This is a genomic window from Stutzerimonas chloritidismutans (assembly GCF_020783375.1).
GTDB lineage: Bacteria > Pseudomonadota > Gammaproteobacteria > Pseudomonadales > Pseudomonadaceae > Stutzerimonas > Stutzerimonas kunmingensis.
In genome coordinates, this window is record NZ_CP086067.1 from 715,219 (window position 1) to 734,146 (window position 18,928).

The window sequence follows — 18,928 nt, forward strand, 5'->3', positions numbered from 1 at the left end:
GTCAGAGCCGGAAGCGGCTCACCATCGACTGCAATTGACCGCCCAGACGGGCCAGCTCGGTGCTCGACGCCGCGGTTTCCTCGCTGGCGGCGGCGGTCTGTTCCGACACATCGCGCACGTTCACCACGCTGCGGCTGATCTCCTCGGCCACCGCGCTCTGCTCCTCGGCGGCCGCGGCGATCTGCTGGTTCATCGCCTGGATGTTCGACACGGTGCGGGTGATGCTGCCCAGTGAAGCACCGGCCCGGCGCGCCAGCTCGACGCCGCTGTCGGTCAGGTCGCGGCTGGTGTGCATGATCGAGGCAACCTGCTGGGTGCCGTTCTGTAGCGCGGCGACCAGCCCTTCGATTTCCTCGGTGGACTTCTGCGTACGCTGCGCCAGGCCGCGGACCTCGTCGGCGACCACGGCGAATCCGCGTCCGGCCTCGCCGGCACGGGCGGCTTCGATGGCGGCGTTGAGCGCCAGCAGGTTGGTCTGCTCGGCCACCGCCCGAATCACGTTCATCACGCTGCCGATCTTGTCGCTCTCTTCCTGCAGTGCCTTCATCGCCTCGGTGGAGCGCACCACGGCGCTGGCCATGCGTTCGATCTGGGTGACCACCTCGGTGACCACGCGATCGCCTTCCCGGGCTTCGCCGTCCGCCTCGGTGGCGGCCAGCGCGGCCTGTTCGGCATTGCGCGCGACTTCCTGAACGGTCGCCGACATCTCGTGCATGGCGGTGGCGACCTGATCGGTTTCTTCCTTCTGGCTGTTCACGCCGGCGCTGGTCTGCTGGGTGACGGCCGAGAGCTCCTCGGCGGCGGCGCTGATCTGACTGACACCATCGCGGATGCCGCCGATCAGCTCGCGCAGGGTCGAGCCCATCTGCTGGATGCCGCGCTGCAGCACGCCCAGCTCGTCGCGGCGCTGAACCTGTGCGGTGGCGCTGAGGTCGCCGGAGGCGATGCGCTCGACGTCAGCCAGGGTGGCACGCAGCGGCAGGATGATCTGCCGGGTGATCAGCCAGGCGGCCAGCATTCCCAGCACCAGGGCCAGCAGCGCGCTGACGATCAGGCGCGTGCGTGCTGCGGCGCTTTCCACGTCGAGCTGGTCGAGCTGGAACTGGTAGAGCGAGTCGCTGATACGGACGATTTCCTTCTGCTGGTCGGTCATCTCCTGGCGCGCCTTGGCGATTGCCTGGGTGGCCTTCTCCAGCGCCTCGATGGCGCTGCGGTACTCGCCGAGCACCGTGCGCATCTGCTGCAGCGCCGCGCCGCTGTCGGCGTCCAGTGCGCCGGCATGACGGCCGAGGGTGGCCTGCGCGGCGTCGAGCTGGGCGTAGATCGCCTTCGCCGCCTCGGCACCCGGGCTGCTCATGTAGACGCGCAGCAGGTATTGCGCACGCTGCACGTCGTCTTCGATCTGGGTGATCGCCTGGAATTGGGCGAAACGGCCTTCGTCATACTCCGAGAGCTGCAGCACCTGACGGTTCACGCCAGCCATCAGCTCGCTCAGACGGCCGGCGGCCTGGTCGATGATCTGCCGCGAGGCGTTGGCCTGGGCATAGGCCTTGCGCATATCGTTCAGCGAATGCTGATACTGCGCGTTGTAGCCGGCCTGCTCCTTGAGCTGGGCGACGTTGACCGGGTTCTTGAAGGTTTCCAGCAGCTTGGTCTGCTGGGCGAGGTAGATGCCCAGGTTCTTGTCCAGACGCTCGGTGGATTCGTTGTCACCATTGGCCAGCATGAATTGCAGGCGGGCGATACGCAGGTCGGTTAGCGTCTTGTTCAGCAATGAGATTTCGGTCATCCAGCCGCTGCGCTGGATGACACTGCCGAGGCTGCCCCAGCCGTTCCAGGCGAGGATGAGGGTCAAGATCAGCACGGCACCGAAGCCCAGTGCGAGCTTCCTGCTGACGCCGATGTTTGCAAACCAGTTGTTCATGTCATTCCAATCAGATGAATAGTTCGAAACGAGCGGGTGCCTTGCCGGCGGCCCGCGGGTGTCTTCGGGCCCTCTTTCGGCCGCGAGCATACGAACTTGAATGTAAATCGAGGAATGGTCGCAGCGAATGCTGGAGCAGGGGGCGCGGGCCGGGGCGGCCCGCGTTGGCATCAGCCTTTGCCAGGTGCAGTGATTGGGGACGGACGGGATGACGGGGCGCTGCAGCAGCCGCTTTCGATGCCCTGCAGGATCGGGCAGTCCGGGCGATCATCGCCCTGGCAGTGGTCGACCAGCTCCTGCAGGGTGTCGCGCAGGTCGACCAGCTCAGTGATCTTGCGGTTCAGCTCGTCGATGTGCGCGCCGGCCAGGGCTTTCACATCGGCGCTGGCGCGCTGACGGTCCTGCCACAGCGCCAGCAGCTTGCCGACCTCCTCCAGCGAGAAACCTAGGTCACGGGCGCGGCGGATGAAGGCTAGCTGATGCAGGTCGCGCTCGTTGTAGTGGCGATAGCCATTGGCGCCACGCCCGGCCGGCGTGAGCAGGCCGATGGATTCGTAGTAGCGGATCATCTTCGCCGTGAGGCCACTGTGCTTGGCTGCCTGACCAATGTTCATGGCGTGCTCCCGATCATTCTTCCGGCTTCCAGGAACGCAGCAGCAGGGCGTTGCTCACCACGCTCACGCTCGACAGGGCCATCGCCGCGCCAGCCACCACCGGGCTGAGAAAGCCGAAGGCGGCGAGCGGAATGCCCACCAGGTTGTAGATGAAGGCCCAGAACAGGTTCTGCTGGATCTTGCGGTAGGTGCGCCGGCTGATCTCCAGCGCGGCCGGCACCAGGCGCGGATCGCCGCGCATCAGGGTGATGCCGGCGGCGTGCATGGCCACATCGGTACCGCCACCCATGGCGATGCCGACATCCGCTGCGGCCAGGGCCGGGGCATCGTTGATGCCGTCGCCAACCATGGCCACCACGGCGCCGCCTTTCTTCAGCTCCGCCACGGTGGCGGCCTTGTCCGCAGGCAGCACCTCGGCATGCACATCATCGATGTGCAGCGCTTCGGCCACCACCCGCGCGCTGCCACGGTTGTCGCCGGTGATCAGGTGGCTGCGGATATGCCGCGCCGCGAGCCCGGCAATCGCTGCTGCGGCGCCGTCCTTGAGGCTGTCACCAAAAGCGAACAGGCCGAGGATACGCGGCTCGGGCGCATGTTCCACCAGCCAGGAAAGGGTGCGGCCCTCAGCTTCCCAGCGCTGGGCGGTTTCCAGCAGCTCGCCCGGCTGCAGGCCGTACTCGCCGAGCATGCGCCGGTTGCCCAGCGCCAGCTGCTGGCCGTCCAGCGTGCCGGCAATGCCACGGCCGCTCAGGGCCTGGCTCTTCTGTACATCCGGCACGGCGATGCCGTCGGCTTCGCAGCGCTCCAGCACGGCGCGCGCCAGCGGGTGTTCGCTGCCACGCTGCAGGGCGCCGGCCAGGCGCAGTATCCGCGCTTCGTCACCGTCCACGGCATGCAGGTGGATGATCTGCGGCTTGCCCGAGGTGAGCGTGCCTGTCTTGTCGAAGGCCACGGCCGTGACCGCATGGGCGACTTCCAGCGCCTCGGCGTCCTTGATCAGGATGCCGTGGCGCGCCGCCACGCCGGTGCCGGCCATGATCGCCGCCGGCGTGGCCAAACCCAGGGCGCAGGGGCAGGCGATGACCAGCACGGCCACGGCGTTGATCAGCGCGACCTCGACCGGCGCGCCAGTCAGCAGCCAGCCGATCAGGGTGAATACGGCGATCACCAGTACCGCCGGGACGAACACCTGGCTGACCTTGTCCACCAGCTTCTGGATCGGCGCCTTGGCTGCCTGGGCGTCTTCCACCAGGCGGATGATCCGCGCCAGCACGGTCTCGCCACCGAGCGCAGTAGTGCGCACCAGCAGCCTGCCCTCGCCATTGATCGCGCCGCCGGTGATGCGGTCGCCTGGCGCCTTGTTCACTGGCAGGCTCTCGCCACTGATCAGCGCTTCGTCGGCCTGGCTTTCGCCCTCGACCACTTCACCGTCCACCGGGAAACGCTCGCCGGGCTTGACCATCACCAGGTCGTCCAGGCGCAGCGCGGCGATTGCGACGTCTTCCTCGCGGCCGTCGACTACCCGTGTCGCGCGGTCTGGGCGCAAGGCTTCGAGCGCACGAATGGCGGCGCTGGTCTGGCGCTTGGCGCGGCTTTCCAGGTATTTGCCCAGCAGCACCAGGGCGATCACCACCGCTGAGGCCTCGAAATACAGGTGCGGCATCTGCGCGGCCGGCGTCGCCCACCATTGATAGAGGCTCAGGCCATAACCGGCGCTGGTGCCGATGGCGACCAGCAGGTCCATGTTGCCGGCGCCAGCACGCACCGCCTTCCAGCCGGCCACGTAGAAGCGTGCGCCGAGGATGAACTGCACTGGGGTGGCGAGCAGGAACTGGATCCACGCTGGCAGCATCCAGTGCTGCCCGAACAGTTCGCCGAACATCGGCAGCACCAGCGGTGCGGCCAGCAACAGGGCGGCGATCACCGCCCAGCGTTCACGCTGCAGGCGTCGCGCGGCATCCTGTTCGGGGCGCTGCTGGTCGCCGGCGCTCGCCTTGTAGCCGGCGGCCTCGATCGCCTGGATCAGCACGGCGGGGTCTGGCGTGCCGATCACCTCGACATGCGCGCGCTCGCTGGCCAGGTTCACCGCGGCGCTGCGCACGCCGGGCACCTTGAGCAGGGCGCGTTCGACCCGGCCGACGCAGCTGGCGCAGGTCATGCCCTCGATGTTCAGCTCGATGCTCTGCAGCGGTACGCCGTAGCCGGCCTTTTCCACGGCCTCGATCAGCGTCGCCACACCCAGGTCATCGCCTTCGACGCGCACCTGTTCATTGGCCAGATTGACGTTGGCCGCGGCGACGCCCGGCACCTTGAGCAGGGCGCGTTCGACGCGGCCGGCGCAGCTGGCGCAGGTCATACCGCTGACCGGCAGCGTATGGGTGGCGCTGGACATGGCAGTGACTCCTCGGATTGCGATGGCTGCAGGATCGACCTTAACCCTATGGCAAGGTCAACACCATGATCTGCGACAGCAGGTGCCTTGACCTTGCCCGGGTGGCAAGGTCGAGAATCGGCGCCTTCAGCAGACGAGGAGAGCGACAATGCAAGTATTCAACGTGAGCGGAATGACCTGCAGCCATTGCGAGCGTGCGGTAACCCAGGCCATCCAGGCGCTGGACCCGCAGGCGCAGGTGCAGGTGGACCTGGCGGCCGGAACGGTGCAGGTCCAGGGCAGCGCCAGCGAGCAGGCGATTCGCCAGGCGATCAGCGAAGAGGGTTATCAGGTGAGCTGATCGCTCACACGGCAGGCTGGTCGGGATCGTCCGGCCAGTCGCGGACCAGGCCGCGGAACAGCGGGTCGATCAGCGCCCTGGTATCGACCTCTGGGGCGAACAGTTCGGTGTCGCGCGTCCAGTCGGTGAACAGTCCGACCACCAGGGCATGCAGCGACAGCGCGGCGAGCCGCGGCGTGACGCCGGGGCGCAGGCAGGTCGAGGCGTTGCGCAGCAGGTTTTCGCACAGATCGATGAACTGGTTGATGAAGGCGTGGTGACGTTCCTCGGCTTCACGTAGTTCATCGGTGAATTCGCACTTGTGCAGCAGGATGGTGAAGATCCGGCGCTTCTGCTCGTTGCTGGCCAGGGTGCTGATGGCCTCGACCGTCAGGTTGCGCAGGGCGATCAGTGCCTGCAGCGGCTGCTGCTGATCGCAGCTGCACAGGCGCTCGGTCATCTGCTCCGGTGGCAGGCGAATCTGGTTGAGCATTTCGTGGAACAGGTGCGCCTTGTTCTGAAAATGCCAGTACACCGCGCCGCGCGTCACACCGGCGTCACGGGCGATCTGGTCGAGGCTGGTGTGGGCCACCCCCTTGTCCAGAAACAGCCGCTCGGCAGACGCGAGGATGGCGATACGAGTTTTTTCGGCTTCTTCTTTGGTTCGGCGCATGGGCAGATTCAGGCAGATGACGGCTGCTTCGGGCGTCCAGCAGCGATGGAGGGCGGCCAGTGTAACGGCGCATCTCGTCGTGATGCATGTTTACAATCGGCGGTGTATGTAACAGCATCTTGCACGCCGGTGCAAATTCCCGGGCACGGTCGAGGTCCCAACAACTCACCCGGCCACGTCTTCTTTCCAGCTTGCGAGCCTCTGATGTCCCTGCGGATTCTTCTCATACTGGGCGCGCTCAGCGCGTTCGGTCCCCTGGCGATCGACATGTACCTGCCGGCGTTCCCCTTGCTGGCGGAGTCGTTCGGCACCAGTGTCGATCACGTGCAGCTTTCGCTGGCGGCCTATTTCGTCGGCCTGGCCATCGGTCAGCTGGTCTACGGGCCGTTGGCCGATCGCTATGGGCGGCGCGGGCCGCTGCTGGTCGGCGTGACGCTGTTCACCCTGGCATCGCTGGCCAGCGCCTTTGCGCCGTCCATGGACTGGCTGATCGGCGTGCGTTTCGTCCAGGCTCTCGGTGGCTGTGCCGGCATGGTGGTAGCGCGTGCCGTGGTGCGTGACCTGTGCGACCCGATGACCAGCGCCAAGGTGTTCTCGCAGCTGATGCTGGTGATGGGCCTGGCGCCTATCCTCGCGCCGGTGGCGGGCGGCGCGTTGCTGGCGTCGTTCGGCTGGCCGTCGATCTTCATCCTGCTGACGCTGTTCAGCGCGATGTGCCTGGTGGCGGTCACGCTCTGGCTGCCGGAAACCTATCCGGCCGGGCTGCCGCGTCAACCGATGTCCGGTGCGCTCGGGCAATATCTGCGGCTGTTCCGTGATCGCTTCTTCATCGGCCACGTGCTGACCGGTGCGCTGTGCATGGCCGGCATGTTCGCCTACATCACCGGCTCGCCGTTCGTCTTCATCGAACTGTATGGCGTCAAACCCGAGCATTTCGGCTGGCTGTTCGGCGTCAATGCGGCGGGTTTCATCCTGATGGCGCAGGTCAACGTGCGGCTGGTGCGCTGGCGCGGGCCGGAGTTCTGGGTGCGGCGCTGGGTGTGGTTCTTCTTCGGCAGTGCGCTGGCGTTGTTGGCAGTGGCGGCCGCACAGCCCGAATCGCTCTGGCCGTTGCTGATCCCGCTGTTCTGCTGCGTGTCCTGCCTCGGTTGCCTGCTGCCGAACGCCACGGCCTGCGCCATGGCCGACCAGCGCGCCAATGCCGGCAGCGCCTCGGCCTTGCTCGGCAGCATGCAGTTCACCATTGCCGCCATCGCCGCTTCCGCGGTGGGGGCTTTGCACAACGGCACCGCAGTGCCCTTGGCGGCGATCATCAGCCTGTGCGGCCTGCTGGCAACGATCGTCGCCTACACCACGGCGCGCGCCAGTACGGAATGACGTCAGGCGCTGAGTGGCAGGGGATGCGGCGCCTGCAGGCGACGGTGCAGGGTTTCGACGAAGGCGCGTGCCTCGGCTTCGCTGCGAAAGGTGACTTTCTGCCGGTCGAGGCTCAACTGCCAGGCGCTGTCGGGGTAGGGCGTCAGGGGACGGACGAGAATGTGCATGGCGATCTCCTCGTGAAGTAGACGCGGCACAGTCTAGGCGCTGCCATGACCCGCGGGGCGAGCCATGGTGTCGCATGTGGATAGCGCCGCGACGGACGGGACTCAGTAGGCCAGCCGTGCGTCCAGACTGTTCTGCGCCAGGCGGCGGGCCTGTTCCTCGGTCATGCCCAGGCTTTCGTGCAGCGCGACGAAGTTCTCCGTCACATAGCCGCCGAAGTAGGCCGGATCATCGGAATTCACCGTGACCTTCACGCCCTGCTCCAGCAGGTCGAGGATGTTGTGCTGGCGCATGTCGTCGAACACCTTGAGCTTGGTGTTGGACAGCGGGCAGACGGTCAGCGGAATCTGTTCCTCGATCAGCCGGGCGATCAGCTTCGGATCTTCGGCCGCACGCACGCCGTGGTCGATACGGCTGACCTTGAGCAGATCCAGTGCCTGCCAGATGTACTCGGGCGGGCCTTCCTCGCCGGCATGGGCAACGGTGAGGAAGCCTTCGGCACGCGCCTTGTCGAACACGCGCTGGAACTTGCTTGGCGGGTGGCCGACTTCGGAGCTGTCGAGGCCCACGGCGAAGAATGCGTTGCGATAGGGCAGCGCCTGTTCCAGGGCCTTGAAGGCTTCCTCTTCCGGCAGATGGCGCAGGAAGCTGAGGATCAGCCCGCTGCTGATGCCCAGCAGCTCACGGCCATCGGCCAGCGCCGCGCTGATGCCGTTGAGCGCGGCCTCGAACGGCACGCCGCGGTCGGTGTGGGTCTGCGGGTCGAAGAAGGGCTCGGTATGCACCACGTTCTGCTCTTCGCACTTCTGCAGGTAGGCCCAAGTCAGGTCGTAGAAATCCTGCTCGGTGCGCAGCACGTCGGCGCCGGCATAGTAGAGGTCGAGGAATTCCTGCAGGTTACCGAAGTTGTAGGCGCTGCGCAGTGCCTCCACGTCGTTCCAGGGCAAGGCGATCTTGTTGCGCTCGGCCAGGCGGAACATCAGTTCGGGTTCCAGCGAGCCCTCCAGGTGCAGGTGGAGTTCGGCCTTGGGCAGATTATTGAGCCAGTCGTGCATCGCGAAATTCTCGTCTTTCGGGTGTGCGGGCATTCTATCGGTGGGTTGGAGCAACTGATATGCCAGCTGACCCAGTTTGTCCCGCCTAGCAATTCTGGATGACAGCCGAATGACTGATTCATTGCGGTTAGCGCGATTTGGCGATTAATTGACCAGCGGTCTGCAGCCCAGTTCTGACGGGCGCTGGCGAGGTTGTTCCCAATGTTATCCACAAAGTTCTCCACTCAATTCGGGCATAACCTTAAGCTGGCAGAACGCGATTGATAGCAAAACGTCAGTAGCCGACTGATCAGTCAAAAAACACAGTAATTCAAGCGCTTAACGCACCCCGTTGGGGCGCGCACGGCTGATTGATCAAAAATTGTGCAGTTTTCCCGGGCGCCCGCCGGGAGCGCTTTCCAGGCGGCCATACAATTGTTATCCACAATTGCGTCCACAGTATTTGTGGGCAACGACGCGTCTAGTCCATGGCTTCCAGCTGACTGCGCCCTCGGGTGATATCAGCGAGCAATCTCTCCAGCGGCTGCAGCTGAGCGGCGGGAAGGGCAATCTCCAGGGTCGCGCCTTCGGCATCGAAATGTTCGGCTTCCAGCAGCGCCTCGAATTCCGCCAGGCGTGCCTTGAACAGCGCCAGCTCGGCGAAGCGGCAATGACAGCGACAGCGCGAGCGCGACACCAGCTCGCTGCGTTCGCCGGCCTGCAGGCACTTCGCCGTGGTGCCGCCATAGGCACGGGCCAGGCCGCCAGTGCCGAGCTTGATGCCGCCGAACCAGCGGATCACCACCACCGCGACCCGGTCGAAGTCCTGCCCTTCGATGGCGGTGAGCATCGGCCGACCCGCCGTGCCGCCGGGCTCGCCGTCGTCGCTGAAACGGTACTGGTTGCCGATCTTCCACGCCCAGCAGCTGTGGGTCGCCGTGGGATCGCTGACCGCCTGGACGAACGCCTGCGCTTCCTCCGGGCTTTGCACCGGTGCGGCCTTGGCCAGGAAGCGGCTTTTGCTGATGACTTCCAGCAATTCGCAGGGCGCGGACAGGGTGAAGGGCATGGCAGTTACGGCGTCGGTGATGGTTTGCGGGGCGGCCATTGTAGCGGCGCCGCCGCGGCTGCGCTGCGTCGTCCTGCAAGAGGCCATCCGGCGAACGGATTGAACTTCGCCAGACCGTCCAACCCCTATCTAGTAGGGCGCGGTTGCGCGCATGGCCTGGAGAGGCCCCGCCGTACCGCATTTCGCTGGCACATCGGATGGAGGACATTCCATGCTCAATTCCAGTTACCAGTCATGTATCCAGGCCTGTTCCAATTGCGCACTGGTCTGCGAGACCTGCGCGGCATCCTGCTTGCGCGAGGACGACGTGAAGATGATGGCGCGCTGCATCGAACTCGATCGTGACTGCGCCGACATGTGTGCGATCGCAGCAGTGCTGATGACCCGCGACAGTGCCTATGCCAAAGCCTTCTGCAAGCTCTGCGCGCAGGTCTGTCGCGATTGCGCCGAGGAGTGCGGCAAGCACAAGCACGACCATTGCCAGGCCTGCGCCGAGGCCTGTCGCAAGTGCGCTGAAGAGTGCGAAAAGATGGCAGCCTGATCGGTCGCCGATTCGGAGGGCCGCAGCTGCGGCCCTTTTGCTTCAGCTCAGCCAGTCCAGCGTCAGGATCAGACGGCGCTCAGCCGTTGTCGCCTGCGGCGAGCGATGAATGATCCCGGCGCCTTCGTTACCCAGCCATTTCTCCCCCTTGAACAACGCCACGTCGCCGACCCCGAGCTGCTGGATGGCAGCCGGATCAGTCGGTTCGGCTGTCGGATCGCCCAGGCGCCGACGCGGCATGCCGCCCTCCTGAAGCCATTCGCTACCTGCGCCGGCGTAGGTGGTGATCAGCCGCAGCGGTACGTGATCGACGTGAAAGCGCGGGCACATGGGTTTGTCCAGCACGCGCAGGCGCAGGCCGATACGCCGCGCGTCGACCAGGCAGCTGAACGCCCGCACCAGCCAGGCCACGTCGGCGACGAAACCGGCATGGCCGGCAATGTCCCGATAGGCCGCCGCCAGGGTTGGCAGCTGCAGCTCACCGTCGCCGGTCGGTTCGAGGGTCAGCGATTCCGCCAATGGCTCGGCCAGGGCCAGGAGCGTGTCGGCGAACTCGGCAATGTGCAGCGGCAGCTGGCGCTGCCATACGCTGAGGTTGACGCCATCGTTCAGCGCTTCGCCGAGTACTGCCGGGGAGTCGCCCAGCAACTGGCGGGGCTGTGAGCGGATGATCTGCTGCGCCAGCATCAGGCGACCTGCTCGTGCCAGGGGCCGAACGGGTCCGGCAGGCGCAGCCAGCCGGTGACGCCCACGGCCCACTCGCTGTCGTTCAGCAGGCAGGCGTCGAGTTCGCGGCGCAGCTGGTCGAAGTTGATGTTCTGCCCGATGAAGACCAGCTCCTGGCGGCAGTCGCCGAACTCACCGCGGGACTTGCCGAGGATTGCCGTGCGGCTTTCGCTGTCGCTCGGCCAGGCCGACTCCGGCGTGAAGTGCCACCAGCGCCCGGCGTAGTCGTAGCGCATCAGCCCACCGGCCTGCGACCAGCTGCCTGCTTCCTCTGGCCGGGTGGCCAGCCAGAAAAAGCCTTTGGAGCGCAGCAGGCGGCCGTTGCTCCACTCGCGGTTGAGGAAGTTGTAGAAGCGTTGCGGGTGGAACGGCCGGCGCGCCAGGTAGGCGGTCGAGGCGATGCCATATTCTTCGGTTTCCGGCACATGCTCGCCGCGCATTTCCTTGAGCCAGCCCGGCGCCTGGGCGGCGCGTTCGAAGTCGAAACGGCCGGTGTCGAGGATTCGGTCGAGCGGCACCTGGCCCATGCTCATCGGCAGGATCTCGGCGTGGGTGTTGAGGCGACCGAGAATGGCGGTCAGCTCTTCGCGCTCGGTGGCGGAAATCAGGTCGATCTTGCTGATCAGGATGACGTCGGCGAACTCCACCTGCTCGATCAGCAACTCGGTGACCGAGCGCTCGTCGTCCTCACCAAGGGTTTCGCCGCGGTTGGCGAGGCTCTCGGCCTCCTGGAAGTCTCGGAGGAAGTTAACCCCGTCGACCACCGTGACCATGGTGTCCAGCCGAGCCAGATCGGCCAGGCTCTGGCCCTGCTCGTCGCGGAAGGTGAAGGTTTCGGCCACTGGCAGCGGTTCGGAAATCCCGGTGGACTCGATCAACAGGTAGTCGAAGCGGCCCTCACGGGCGAGCTTGCCGACTTCCTCGAGCAGGTCTTCGCGCAGGGTGCAGCAGATGCAGCCGTTGCTCATCTCCACCAGCTTTTCCTCGGCGCGATTGAGGCTGACGCCGCGCTGCACCTCGTTGCCGTCGATGTTGATCTCGCTCATGTCGTTGACGATCACCGCGACGCGGCGGCCTTCGCGATTCTTCAGGATGTGGTTGAGCAAGGTGCTCTTGCCGGCACCGAGGAAGCCGGACAGGACGGTAACGGGGAGGCGGTTCATGGCGGTCTCTCAGGCGGATCGTTGGTGTTTTTCGCGCTGTTCCTGGCGTTGTTTCGCCTCGATCGACAGCGTCGTGGTGGGGCGCAGCAACAGGCGCTGCAGGCCGATCGGTTCGCCGGTTTCGGCGCACCAGCCGTATTCGCCGCGGGCGATGGCATCCAGCGCGGCGTCGATCTTGTCGAGCAGCTTTTTCTCCCGCTCGAGCACGCGCAGCTGCCAGTGACGCTGTTCCTCGGCGCTGCCGATGTCAGCGGGATCGCTGCTCGGCTCCTGTTCGCGCAGCGCCTGGAATTCCTCCTCGATGCGCGCCTGCAGCTCGGCACGCTGGCGCAAAAGCAGGTCGCGGAAGAAGGCCTGCTGGTCGGCGTTCATGTACGCCTCGGCGGGCTGGGCGAGTAGTTCGGCTTCGGTCATCGGGAGGCACGTGTCGGGAGTAATGCATGAGTTATAACATAACAATCGTGTTCGTGATGCAAGCGCTGTTTGCGTGTCGAGCGGCGCACCGGTAAGCGCGTTGTTCCGAGGCAAAGAAAAAGCCCGCGGCGCGGATCGCGCGGCGGGCTCGGGTGGTGATGGGAGCCGAGCGTTCAGCCGGCGCCGGGCAGCCAATGGTAGTTGCGGCCGAAGTACACCAGTGCATCGCTGCTGTCGCGGCGGTACACGGCGAGCACCTCGCAGTAGAGGATGTCGTGGGTGCCGACGCTGGCGCTGTGGCTGATGCGGCAGTCAAACGACACCGTGGCGCCGTCGAGCAGCGGCGAACCGGTCACGCCGGTGCTCCATTGCGCTGCGGCGAAGCGCTCGGCCATGGGCGTCTTGCCGCCGAACAGGTTGGACAGGTCCCGCTGCGCACCGGCCAGGGTGTTCACGCAGAGCTGCCCGTTGGCGGTGACGATGGGATGTGCCGATGCGCTGCGGTTCAGGCACACCAGCAGCGTCGGTGGTTCGTCGGTGACGCTGCACACCGCGGTGGCGGTGAAGCCGGCGCGGCCGCTGGGGCCGTCGGTGGTGATGATGTTGACTGCCGCAGCCAGCCGCGCCATGGCATCACGATAATCCTCACGAATCACTGGAGCGCTGAATTGACTGGTGGTTTCGCATTGAGCCAGTTGCATGGTCGGTTCTCCATCAGGCGAGGACGCAGGCGCGGTCGAAGGGCAGGCGTGGCAGGCGGTCGCGCAGCTTGCTGGCGTCGCCGTAGCCGAGGTTGATCAGCAGGTTTGATTTCCAGCTCGTGCCAGCGAAGAAAGCGGCATCCAGCGCCTTGCCGTCGAAGCCGGACATCGGTCCGCAATCGAGCCCCAAAGCGCGGGCGGCGAGGATCAGGTAGCCGGCCTGCAGCGAGCTGTTGCGCAGCGCGTTCTCGGTGATCAGTGCCGGTTGCCCGGCGTACCAGCTGCGGGCGTCGGCAAAGGGGAACAGCTCTGCCAGGGTTTCCGGAAAGTCCTCGTCATAGGCGACGATCACCGTGACCGGCGCGGCCATGGTCTTTTCGAGATTGCCCTTGGACAGGCAGGGCGCGAGCTTTGCCTTTCCCTCCGGCGTGCGTACGAAGACAAAGCGGCCGGGGCAGCTGTTGACGGCGGTCGGGCCGAGGCGGACGTGCTCGTAGAGCTGTTCGAGCAGGGCATCCGGCACTGCTTTGTCGAGCCAGGCGCTGTGGGTGCGGGCCTCGCTGAACAGGGTGGCGAGGGCATTCGAGTCGATGGGGGTGTGCATGTTCGGGTCCTCAGGCTGCTGCAACCTGGCCGCATTGCTCGGCAAGATGGTCCAGCAGGATCTGGTTGAAGGGTTCGCTGTCGCTGACGCTGGACGCGTGGCCACCGTAGTTCAGCAGCGCCAGCTGTGCGTTGGGCATGACGTCGGCCAGGTGCTGCGAGCGCTGCCAGGGCACCAGCATGTCGTCGCGGTTGGCGATCAGCAGGGTCGGAGTGGTGATGCGCGACAGCTCGGCCTCGATATCGAAGGCCAGCAGTGCCTCGATACGCCGCACCAGATTCATCGTCGCTGGGAAATGCGCCAGTGCATGGGCATCGTCGCGTGCCAGTCGCTCGCTGTTGGCCGCGATCCAGTCGGCCGGGTAGAGAAACAGCGACTGCGCCTGCACATAGGCTGCCGGGCCACTGTCGCGCAACAGGTTCAGGCGCACCGCGAAACAGCGCGCACTGTGCGGGTTGGGGCTGCTCCAGGCATTGATCGGTACCAGACTCTGCAGCAACTGCGGCCGCAGCAGGGCGATCTGCAAGCCGACCAGCCCACCGAGGGCATGGCCGATGAAGTGGCAGCGGCGGATGCCCAGGGTGTCCAGCAGCTCCAGTAATTCCACTGCCATGGACTCGATGGAATAGCCCGCCGGCAGGTTCGCCGGACTCCTGTTGGTCCCCAGCTGATCGTAGACCAGCACCCGGTAGTCCTGGGTCAGCGCCGGCAGCTGCGGTGTCCAGAAGGCGGCGGCGCCGCCGAGGCCGGAGCTGAGCACCAGAGTCGGCGCATCTGGCTCCATGCGGCCATGAAGTTCGTAGTGCATGTCACTCCCTCCGCGAGGTCGATCAGCGGGTCGCGGGCGTGCCGGCTGACCCGCTCTGGCAGGCGCTATTGGCCGACGTGGGCGATGCTGGCGATCTCGATCAGCGCATCGGGCTTCACCAGCCCGCACTGGATGCAGTAGCGCGCGGGCTTCTCGCCGGGGAAGTACTCGGCGTACACCTCATTGACCTTGGTGTAGTTGGCCCAGTCGGTGAGCATGATCATGTTGAAGGTGACGTCGTCCATGCTGCCGCCGGCGGCCTCGACGACGCCCTTGATGGTTTCCAGCACATGGCGGGTCTGTGCGGCGGCGTCGCCGACGTGGACCACGTTGTTGTCCTTGTCGAACGGCAGGGTGCCGGAGACGTAGACCACGCCATCGGCCATGGAGCCGGGCACGTACGGGGCGAGCGGTTTGCCGGAGCCGGCGGGGATGATGGATTGCTTGGGCATGTCGTTGATTCCTTGCAAGGCATTCAGGCGAACCCGGCGGACGCCTCTGCGGGCGTCGCGGTCGGGCACTGGGGTGTAATCAGCTGGCAACAGCCACGCTGGGTGCGGTCGCGAAGCTCTGACAGAAGGCGTCGACGCTGGAGACCCAGCCGAAGAACGTCTCGATGTTGTACAGCGCAGCCTGCTGGGCGAATTCCGGCCCGGCCTGGTGGGTGGCATCGGCCAGCACCACGCCGAAATACTCCAGGTGGAAACCGTCGCGCAGGGTCGATTCCACGCACACGTTGGTAGCGATGCCGGTGAACACCAGATTGCGGATGCCACGGGCACGCAGGGTGCTGTCCAGCTGCGAATTGAAGAAACCGCTGTAGCGAGGTTTGGGCACCAGAATGTCGCCGGGCTGCGGTGCCAGTTCGTCCACCAGCGCGTAATCCCAACCGCCCTTGGCCAACAGTGTGCCGGCCAGTTCCGGGCGCTTGCGCATGGTCTTCAGCGCGTTGGACTTGTGCCAGTTCGGCGAGCCCGGCCCGCCCGCCTCGACGTACCCGTTGTCCCAGCCGTTCTGCAGAAAGATCACCTGCATGCCGGCGGCGCGGGCCGCGTTCAGCGCCTGGCGGATCTTCGCGATCACGGGTTTCGTCGCTGAGACATCGAAACCTGCCAGGTCGAGATAGCCGCCGCGGCTGGCGTAGGCGTTCTGCATGTCCACCACGATCAGCGCGGTTTCGCTCGCCTTCATCGCGAGCGGCTCGGGGCGTGCCGGTAGCTGCACGGGCTCGTCCGTGGCGCTCAGGCCGTAGCCGGAGATTTGTTCGGCGGCGCTCATCAGGCCGACTCCTTCAGCGCGGTGACGTGCCGACGGCTCTGCATCAGCGGCTGAATCTTCTGGCCGAAGGCTTCGACGCCTTCCAGGAAGTCATCGAAGGTCAGCATCACGCCCTGCATGCCGGGCACCGTGGCGATCTCATCGAGCATCCGCGCGACGTTGGCGTAGGAACCCACCAGCGTGCCCATGTTGATGTTCACCGCCGAAGCTGGGTCGGCCATCTGCCGGATGTTGCTGTCAGCGCCCTTGTCGGCGGCACCCTGCTCGCCAAGCCAGGCGATGGCTTCCTCATCCGCGCCGGCCTTGTAGTGCTCCCACTTGGCCCGGGCGGCTTCGTCGGTTTCGTCGGCGATCACCATGAACAGCACACAGGAGGTGACGTGGCGGCCGGTCTTCTCGGTGGCCTTGAGCAGTCGCTCGGTGGCCGGGGCGAAGGCGGTGGGGGTGTTCACGCCCTTGCCGAAGCAGAAGTTGTAGTCGGCGTACTGCGCCGAGAAGGCCATGCCGGCATCGGATGAGCCAGCGCAGATGATCTTCATGTCCGCCTGCGGTGTCGGGCTGACGCGGCAGTCTTCCATCTGGAAGTGCTCGCCCTTGAAGTCGCTGCGGCCGGTGGCCCAGAGGTCGCGCAGCACCTGAGCGTATTCGCCGAGATACTGATAACGGGTGCCGAAGAATTCGTCGCCCGGCCACATGCCCATCTGCGTGTATTCCGGCTTCTGCCAGCCGGTGACGAGATTCACCCCGAAGCGCCCGCCGGAGATCGAATCGATGGTCGAAGCCATGCGCGCGACGATAGCCGGTGGCAGTGTCAGCGTGGCGGCAGTCGCGAACAGCTGGATCTTGCTGGTGACCGCCGCCAGGCCGGCCATCAGCGTGAAGGATTCCAGGTTGTGCTCCCAGAACTCGGTCTTACCACCGAAGCCGCGCAGCTTGATCATCGACAGCGCGAAGTCGAAGCCGTAACCCTCGGCCTTCTGCACGATGGCCTTGTTCAGCTCGAAGCTCGGCATGTACTGCGGCGCATTCTCGGAGATGAGCCAGCCGTTGTTGCCGATCGGAATGAAAACACCAACATCCATGGGTAGCACCTCTGTACGCAATGGCTAGAAAGCGCTGCCCGAACGTGACGGGCAGGGTCGAGGGTGCATTAGCAGGATGCAGGCCAGAAAGTGAATTGCCTTTTTTATCAAAGAGATAAGTTGCTTGTGTGGTGCGATATGGACCATTTGGTCTGAATCGGAGCACCTGGTTTGTGCGCGGCGCACGAAGATCGTGCAGCAGTCGTTTGCTGCCTTCGTCGCTCGTGCGTCGCACGCTCGCCGCGCTACAGTAGCGCCTCGTTCGAACCCATCCGGTAATCCCGTGACAGACCAGCCCCCCGTTCCGCCCCGCAAGCGCCTTACCGCCAGCAAAACACCACGGCCAAAGGGCGCAGTCCGCGTACCGAGCGCCAGCGCCCAGGACCGCCGCCTGCGCATGATCGAAAGCAAGCGCGCCAGCATTCTTCAGGCCGCGCTGGAGCTGTTCTCCCGCTTCGGCTTGCACGGCACCAGCCTCGATCAGGTGGCGACCCAGGCAGACGTTTCCAAGACCAACCTGCTGTACTACTTCGGCAACAAGGAAGAGCTATACACCAACGTCCTGCGTCAGCTGCTGGAGGTCTGGTTGCAGCCGCTGCAGGCATTCAGCGTCGAGCAGGACGCGGTCGAGGCGATCCGCGACTACCTGCGGGTCAAGCTCGAACTCTCCCGCGACCATCCCGCCGAATCGCGGCTGTTCTGCATGGAGATCATGCAGGGTGCGCCATTGCTGCTGGGCGAGCTGCAGCAACCGCTGCACGACCTGGTCGAGAACAAGGTCGCGGTGATCCAGGCCTGGATCGACGCCGGCAAGCTCGCGCCCATCGCGCCGCATCACCTGATCTTCTCGCTCTGGGCGACCACACAGCACTACGCCGACTTCCGCGTGCAGGTCGAGGCCGTGGCCGGCAAGACCCTGGATGATCCGGCGTTCTTCGAGGAAACGCTCAAGAGCCTGCAGTCGCTGATCCTCGATGGGGTGAGGCCGCGATGAGCATGCTTTCCATCAAGCCGCCACGCTCCACGCTGAGCTGGCTCGGCCTGAAACTGCTGTCGATTACTCTGATCGCGCTGAGCCTTTCCGCCTGCTTCGAGGAGGCGCCGCAAGCAAACCCGCGGGCTAAGGACGTCACCGTGTCGACCGCCACCAACTTCGCCCGCGCGCTCGTTCCAGCGACTTCACCGAGGCTCATACTCTTCTCTCAACGCAGGCGCAGCAGCGATATTCCGCAGCGCAACTGCAGCAGGCTTATGCCGACATGACCTCCTACGGCGATGGTCCGGGCGCAGTGGATGGCCACGTCGAATTCATGGACGACTGGCCCGCCCGGCAGTCGCAGGACATCGGTTGGGCCTACGTTTCGATTACCGGTGCAGGCTTCATCGAGGCCGTGCCGGTAGTCGTAGCCGAGGAGAACGGCGCCGCAAAGATTCGCGAGATCGAATGGGGGCGTCCCTGACTTGCCCCGGTCAACGCTAACGTTCTAGCGGCGAAGAACCGCTGCCTAGCGGCTGCCGTACGCTGCGTTCACCGGCTCACCCGCTGCAATCACCTTGCACGAATAGCCGCTGCTGTCTGTACTGGCTGGTCTAACCGTGCGCGGGCCGGAGCGCCTTGGGCACCTCCGGTATCAGCGCCCTCATGGAGTGAAACGATGAAACCGACATTCCAGCCTGGCCGAAATATCGCGATGAAGGTGCCTGCCCACGAATACCAGCGGACGCTCGCGTTCTACCGCGAGACGCTCGCACTGGAAGAACTCACCCCGGCGGGCGCTGAAGGTGAGCACACGCCGCGCTTCGATTTCGGCGGCAAGGTGCTCTGGCTGGACTGCGTGCCGGGCATCAGCCAGGCGGAGATATGGCTGGAGGTCGTCACGGATGACCTGAAAGGTGCTGCCGCCCACTTTGAGGACCACGCCTGCACCCGCCGGGACGAAATCGAACCGCTGCCGGAAGGCTTCAGGGCGTTCTGGATATCGAGCCCGGCCAATATCATCCATCTGGTTTCCGAAGGCACTGCGTCCTGACATACAGGCGGCAT

The 18,928-nt window shown here is 65.3% G+C and carries 23 protein-coding genes; 7 read left to right on the plus strand and 16 right to left on the minus strand.

Features of this window, described 5'->3' with window-relative positions; translation table 11 throughout:
* Nucleotide 1: 1 nt before the first annotated feature.
* The 3 genes from LLJ08_RS03240 to LLJ08_RS03250 all read right to left on the minus strand — a co-directional run bounded on the left by LLJ08_RS03240 (nt 2) and on the right by LLJ08_RS03250 (nt 4,930).
* Nucleotides 2–1,924 carry a methyl-accepting chemotaxis protein gene (locus LLJ08_RS03240; RefSeq protein ID WP_228208197.1) on the minus strand — a complete coding sequence of 641 codons (1,923 nt, stop codon included), beginning with the start codon at nt 1,922–1,924 and terminating at the stop codon, nt 2–4.
* A 170-nt stretch (nt 1,925–2,094) separates the two neighbouring features.
* Nucleotides 2,095–2,538 (minus strand): Cu(I)-responsive transcriptional regulator, encoded by a 444-nt coding sequence (gene cueR, locus LLJ08_RS03245; protein WP_046619245.1) that lies wholly within the window; start codon nt 2,536–2,538, stop codon nt 2,095–2,097.
* 13 nt (nt 2,539–2,551) lie between these two features.
* Nucleotides 2,552–4,930: a heavy metal translocating P-type ATPase gene (locus LLJ08_RS03250; RefSeq protein ID WP_228208198.1), complete on the minus strand. Its 2,379-nt coding sequence runs from the start codon at nt 4,928–4,930 to the stop codon at nt 2,552–2,554.
* Between the two features lie 148 nt (nt 4,931–5,078).
* Here LLJ08_RS03250 and LLJ08_RS03255 point away from each other — a divergent pair, with 148 nt between their 5' ends.
* Complete coding sequence (locus LLJ08_RS03255; RefSeq protein ID WP_228208199.1) at nt 5,079–5,270, plus strand: heavy-metal-associated domain-containing protein; 192 nt, start codon at nt 5,079–5,081, stop codon at nt 5,268–5,270.
* Between the two features lie 4 nt (nt 5,271–5,274).
* Here LLJ08_RS03255 and LLJ08_RS03260 read toward each other — a convergent pair whose 3' ends face one another.
* Nucleotides 5,275–5,922 carry a TetR family transcriptional regulator gene (locus tag LLJ08_RS03260; RefSeq protein ID WP_046619248.1) on the minus strand — a complete coding sequence of 216 codons (648 nt, stop codon included), beginning with the start codon at nt 5,920–5,922 and terminating at the stop codon, nt 5,275–5,277.
* Nucleotides 5,923–6,126: 204 nt separating this feature from the next.
* Here LLJ08_RS03260 and LLJ08_RS03265 point away from each other — a divergent pair, with 204 nt between their 5' ends.
* Nucleotides 6,127–7,299, plus strand: a complete 1,173-nt coding sequence (locus tag LLJ08_RS03265; protein WP_125896865.1) for a Bcr/CflA family multidrug efflux MFS transporter — start codon at nt 6,127–6,129, stop codon at nt 7,297–7,299.
* A 2-nt stretch (nt 7,300–7,301) separates the two neighbouring features.
* On the opposite strand, the gene LLJ08_RS03270 is transcribed toward LLJ08_RS03265, so the two are convergent.
* The 3 genes from LLJ08_RS03270 to LLJ08_RS03280 form a co-directional block, all read right to left on the minus strand.
* The gene (locus tag LLJ08_RS03270) at nt 7,302–7,466 is read right to left on the minus strand and encodes a hypothetical protein (protein ID WP_228208200.1); all 165 of its coding nucleotides are present in this window, start codon (nt 7,464–7,466) and stop codon (nt 7,302–7,304) included.
* Nucleotides 7,467–7,568: 102 nt separating this feature from the next.
* Entirely contained in the window at nt 7,569–8,519 is a 951-nt protein-coding gene (locus LLJ08_RS03275) for an adenosine deaminase (protein ID WP_042927172.1), read from the minus strand.
* Between the two features lie 460 nt (nt 8,520–8,979).
* A complete protein-coding gene (locus LLJ08_RS03280; protein ID WP_041016077.1) occupies nt 8,980–9,567 on the minus strand; it encodes an IMPACT family protein in 588 nt (195 codons plus the stop codon).
* 211 nt (nt 9,568–9,778) lie between these two features.
* Between LLJ08_RS03280 and LLJ08_RS03285 the strand changes: the two genes are divergently transcribed.
* Entirely contained in the window at nt 9,779–10,108 is a 330-nt protein-coding gene (locus tag LLJ08_RS03285; protein ID WP_023447147.1) for a four-helix bundle copper-binding protein, read from the plus strand.
* A gap of 42 nt (nt 10,109–10,150) precedes the next feature.
* On the opposite strand, the gene LLJ08_RS03290 is transcribed toward LLJ08_RS03285, so the two are convergent.
* The 9 genes from LLJ08_RS03290 to rutA form a co-directional block, all read right to left on the minus strand.
* Nucleotides 10,151–10,795, minus strand: a complete 645-nt coding sequence (locus LLJ08_RS03290; RefSeq protein ID WP_228208201.1) for a DUF1826 domain-containing protein — start codon at nt 10,793–10,795, stop codon at nt 10,151–10,153.
* Nucleotides 10,795–11,997 carry a zinc metallochaperone GTPase ZigA gene (gene zigA, locus LLJ08_RS03295; protein ID WP_023447145.1) on the minus strand — a complete coding sequence of 401 codons (1,203 nt, stop codon included), beginning with the start codon at nt 11,995–11,997 and terminating at the stop codon, nt 10,795–10,797. Before zigA ends, LLJ08_RS03290 begins: the two co-directional genes overlap by 1 nt.
* A gap of 9 nt (nt 11,998–12,006) precedes the next feature.
* On the minus strand, nt 12,007–12,411 hold the full coding sequence (dksA, locus tag LLJ08_RS03300) for an RNA polymerase-binding protein DksA (protein WP_090522436.1): 405 nt from the start codon (nt 12,409–12,411) through the stop codon (nt 12,007–12,009).
* Between the two features lie 173 nt (nt 12,412–12,584).
* Entirely contained in the window at nt 12,585–13,112 is a 528-nt protein-coding gene (gene rutF / locus LLJ08_RS03305; RefSeq protein ID WP_228208202.1) for an NADH-dependent FMN reductase RutF, read from the minus strand.
* 13 nt (nt 13,113–13,125) lie between these two features.
* Nucleotides 13,126–13,716: a malonic semialdehyde reductase gene (locus LLJ08_RS03310; protein ID WP_228208203.1), complete on the minus strand. Its 591-nt coding sequence runs from the start codon at nt 13,714–13,716 to the stop codon at nt 13,126–13,128.
* A gap of 10 nt (nt 13,717–13,726) precedes the next feature.
* Nucleotides 13,727–14,524: a pyrimidine utilization protein D gene (gene rutD / locus LLJ08_RS03315; RefSeq protein WP_228208204.1), complete on the minus strand. Its 798-nt coding sequence runs from the start codon at nt 14,522–14,524 to the stop codon at nt 13,727–13,729.
* A gap of 65 nt (nt 14,525–14,589) precedes the next feature.
* Nucleotides 14,590–14,976 carry a pyrimidine utilization protein C gene (gene rutC, locus LLJ08_RS03320; protein ID WP_046619263.1) on the minus strand — a complete coding sequence of 129 codons (387 nt, stop codon included), beginning with the start codon at nt 14,974–14,976 and terminating at the stop codon, nt 14,590–14,592.
* A gap of 79 nt (nt 14,977–15,055) precedes the next feature.
* Entirely contained in the window at nt 15,056–15,802 is a 747-nt protein-coding gene (gene rutB / locus LLJ08_RS03325; protein WP_228208205.1) for a pyrimidine utilization protein B, read from the minus strand.
* The gene (gene rutA / locus LLJ08_RS03330; RefSeq protein WP_228208206.1) at nt 15,802–16,884 is read right to left on the minus strand and encodes a pyrimidine utilization protein A; all 1,083 of its coding nucleotides are present in this window, start codon (nt 16,882–16,884) and stop codon (nt 15,802–15,804) included. The genes rutB and rutA overlap by 1 nt, the downstream gene beginning before the upstream one ends.
* A 283-nt stretch (nt 16,885–17,167) precedes the next feature.
* Between rutA and rutR the strand changes: the two genes are divergently transcribed.
* From rutR to LLJ08_RS03350, 4 genes are all read left to right on the plus strand, one after another.
* The gene (rutR, locus tag LLJ08_RS03335; RefSeq protein WP_041015992.1) at nt 17,168–17,878 is read left to right on the plus strand and encodes an HTH-type transcriptional regulator RutR; all 711 of its coding nucleotides are present in this window, start codon (nt 17,168–17,170) and stop codon (nt 17,876–17,878) included.
* 2 nt (nt 17,879–17,880) lie between these two features.
* Nucleotides 17,881–18,147, plus strand: a complete 267-nt coding sequence (locus LLJ08_RS03340; RefSeq protein WP_228208207.1) for a hypothetical protein — start codon at nt 17,881–17,883, stop codon at nt 18,145–18,147.
* Entirely contained in the window at nt 18,144–18,344 is a 201-nt protein-coding gene (locus tag LLJ08_RS03345; protein ID WP_228208208.1) for a hypothetical protein, read from the plus strand. The genes LLJ08_RS03340 and LLJ08_RS03345 overlap by 4 nt, the downstream gene beginning before the upstream one ends.
* A 195-nt stretch (nt 18,345–18,539) precedes the next feature.
* The gene (locus tag LLJ08_RS03350) at nt 18,540–18,914 is read left to right on the plus strand and encodes a VOC family protein (RefSeq protein ID WP_023445066.1); all 375 of its coding nucleotides are present in this window, start codon (nt 18,540–18,542) and stop codon (nt 18,912–18,914) included.
* The last annotated feature ends 14 nt before the right edge of the window (nt 18,915–18,928 follow it).

Coding starts and splice junctions, on each gene's coding strand:
- LLJ08_RS03240 (WP_228208197.1), bottom strand. CDS start 1,924: ATGAACAACTGGTTTGCAAACATCGGCGTCAGCAGGAAGCTCGCACTG.
- cueR (WP_046619245.1), bottom strand. CDS start 2,538: ATGAACATTGGTCAGGCAGCCAAGCACAGTGGCCTCACGGCGAAGATG.
- LLJ08_RS03250 (WP_228208198.1), bottom strand. CDS start 4,930: ATGTCCAGCGCCACCCATACGCTGCCGGTCAGCGGTATGACCTGCGCC.
- LLJ08_RS03255 (WP_228208199.1), top strand. CDS start 5,079: ATGCAAGTATTCAACGTGAGCGGAATGACCTGCAGCCATTGCGAGCGT.
- LLJ08_RS03260 (WP_046619248.1), bottom strand. CDS start 5,922: ATGCGCCGAACCAAAGAAGAAGCCGAAAAAACTCGTATCGCCATCCTC.
- LLJ08_RS03265 (WP_125896865.1), top strand. CDS start 6,127: ATGTCCCTGCGGATTCTTCTCATACTGGGCGCGCTCAGCGCGTTCGGT.
- LLJ08_RS03270 (WP_228208200.1), bottom strand. CDS start 7,466: ATGCACATTCTCGTCCGTCCCCTGACGCCCTACCCCGACAGCGCCTGG.
- LLJ08_RS03275 (WP_042927172.1), bottom strand. CDS start 8,519: ATGCACGACTGGCTCAATAATCTGCCCAAGGCCGAACTCCACCTGCAC.
- LLJ08_RS03280 (WP_041016077.1), bottom strand. CDS start 9,567: ATGCCCTTCACCCTGTCCGCGCCCTGCGAATTGCTGGAAGTCATCAGC.
- LLJ08_RS03285 (WP_023447147.1), top strand. CDS start 9,779: ATGCTCAATTCCAGTTACCAGTCATGTATCCAGGCCTGTTCCAATTGC.
- LLJ08_RS03290 (WP_228208201.1), bottom strand. CDS start 10,795: ATGCTGGCGCAGCAGATCATCCGCTCACAGCCCCGCCAGTTGCTGGGC.
- zigA (WP_023447145.1), bottom strand. CDS start 11,997: ATGAACCGCCTCCCCGTTACCGTCCTGTCCGGCTTCCTCGGTGCCGGC.
- dksA (WP_090522436.1), bottom strand. CDS start 12,411: ATGACCGAAGCCGAACTACTCGCCCAGCCCGCCGAGGCGTACATGAAC.
- rutF (WP_228208202.1), bottom strand. CDS start 13,112: ATGCAACTGGCTCAATGCGAAACCACCAGTCAATTCAGCGCTCCAGTG.
- LLJ08_RS03310 (WP_228208203.1), bottom strand. CDS start 13,716: ATGCACACCCCCATCGACTCGAATGCCCTCGCCACCCTGTTCAGCGAG.
- rutD (WP_228208204.1), bottom strand. CDS start 14,524: ATGCACTACGAACTTCATGGCCGCATGGAGCCAGATGCGCCGACTCTG.
- rutC (WP_046619263.1), bottom strand. CDS start 14,976: ATGCCCAAGCAATCCATCATCCCCGCCGGCTCCGGCAAACCGCTCGCC.
- rutB (WP_228208205.1), bottom strand. CDS start 15,802: ATGAGCGCCGCCGAACAAATCTCCGGCTACGGCCTGAGCGCCACGGAC.
- rutA (WP_228208206.1), bottom strand. CDS start 16,884: ATGGATGTTGGTGTTTTCATTCCGATCGGCAACAACGGCTGGCTCATC.
- LLJ08_RS03340 (WP_228208207.1), top strand. CDS start 17,881: ATGCTTTCCATCAAGCCGCCACGCTCCACGCTGAGCTGGCTCGGCCTG.
- LLJ08_RS03345 (WP_228208208.1), top strand. CDS start 18,144: ATGACCTCCTACGGCGATGGTCCGGGCGCAGTGGATGGCCACGTCGAA.
- LLJ08_RS03350 (WP_023445066.1), top strand. CDS start 18,540: ATGAAACCGACATTCCAGCCTGGCCGAAATATCGCGATGAAGGTGCCT.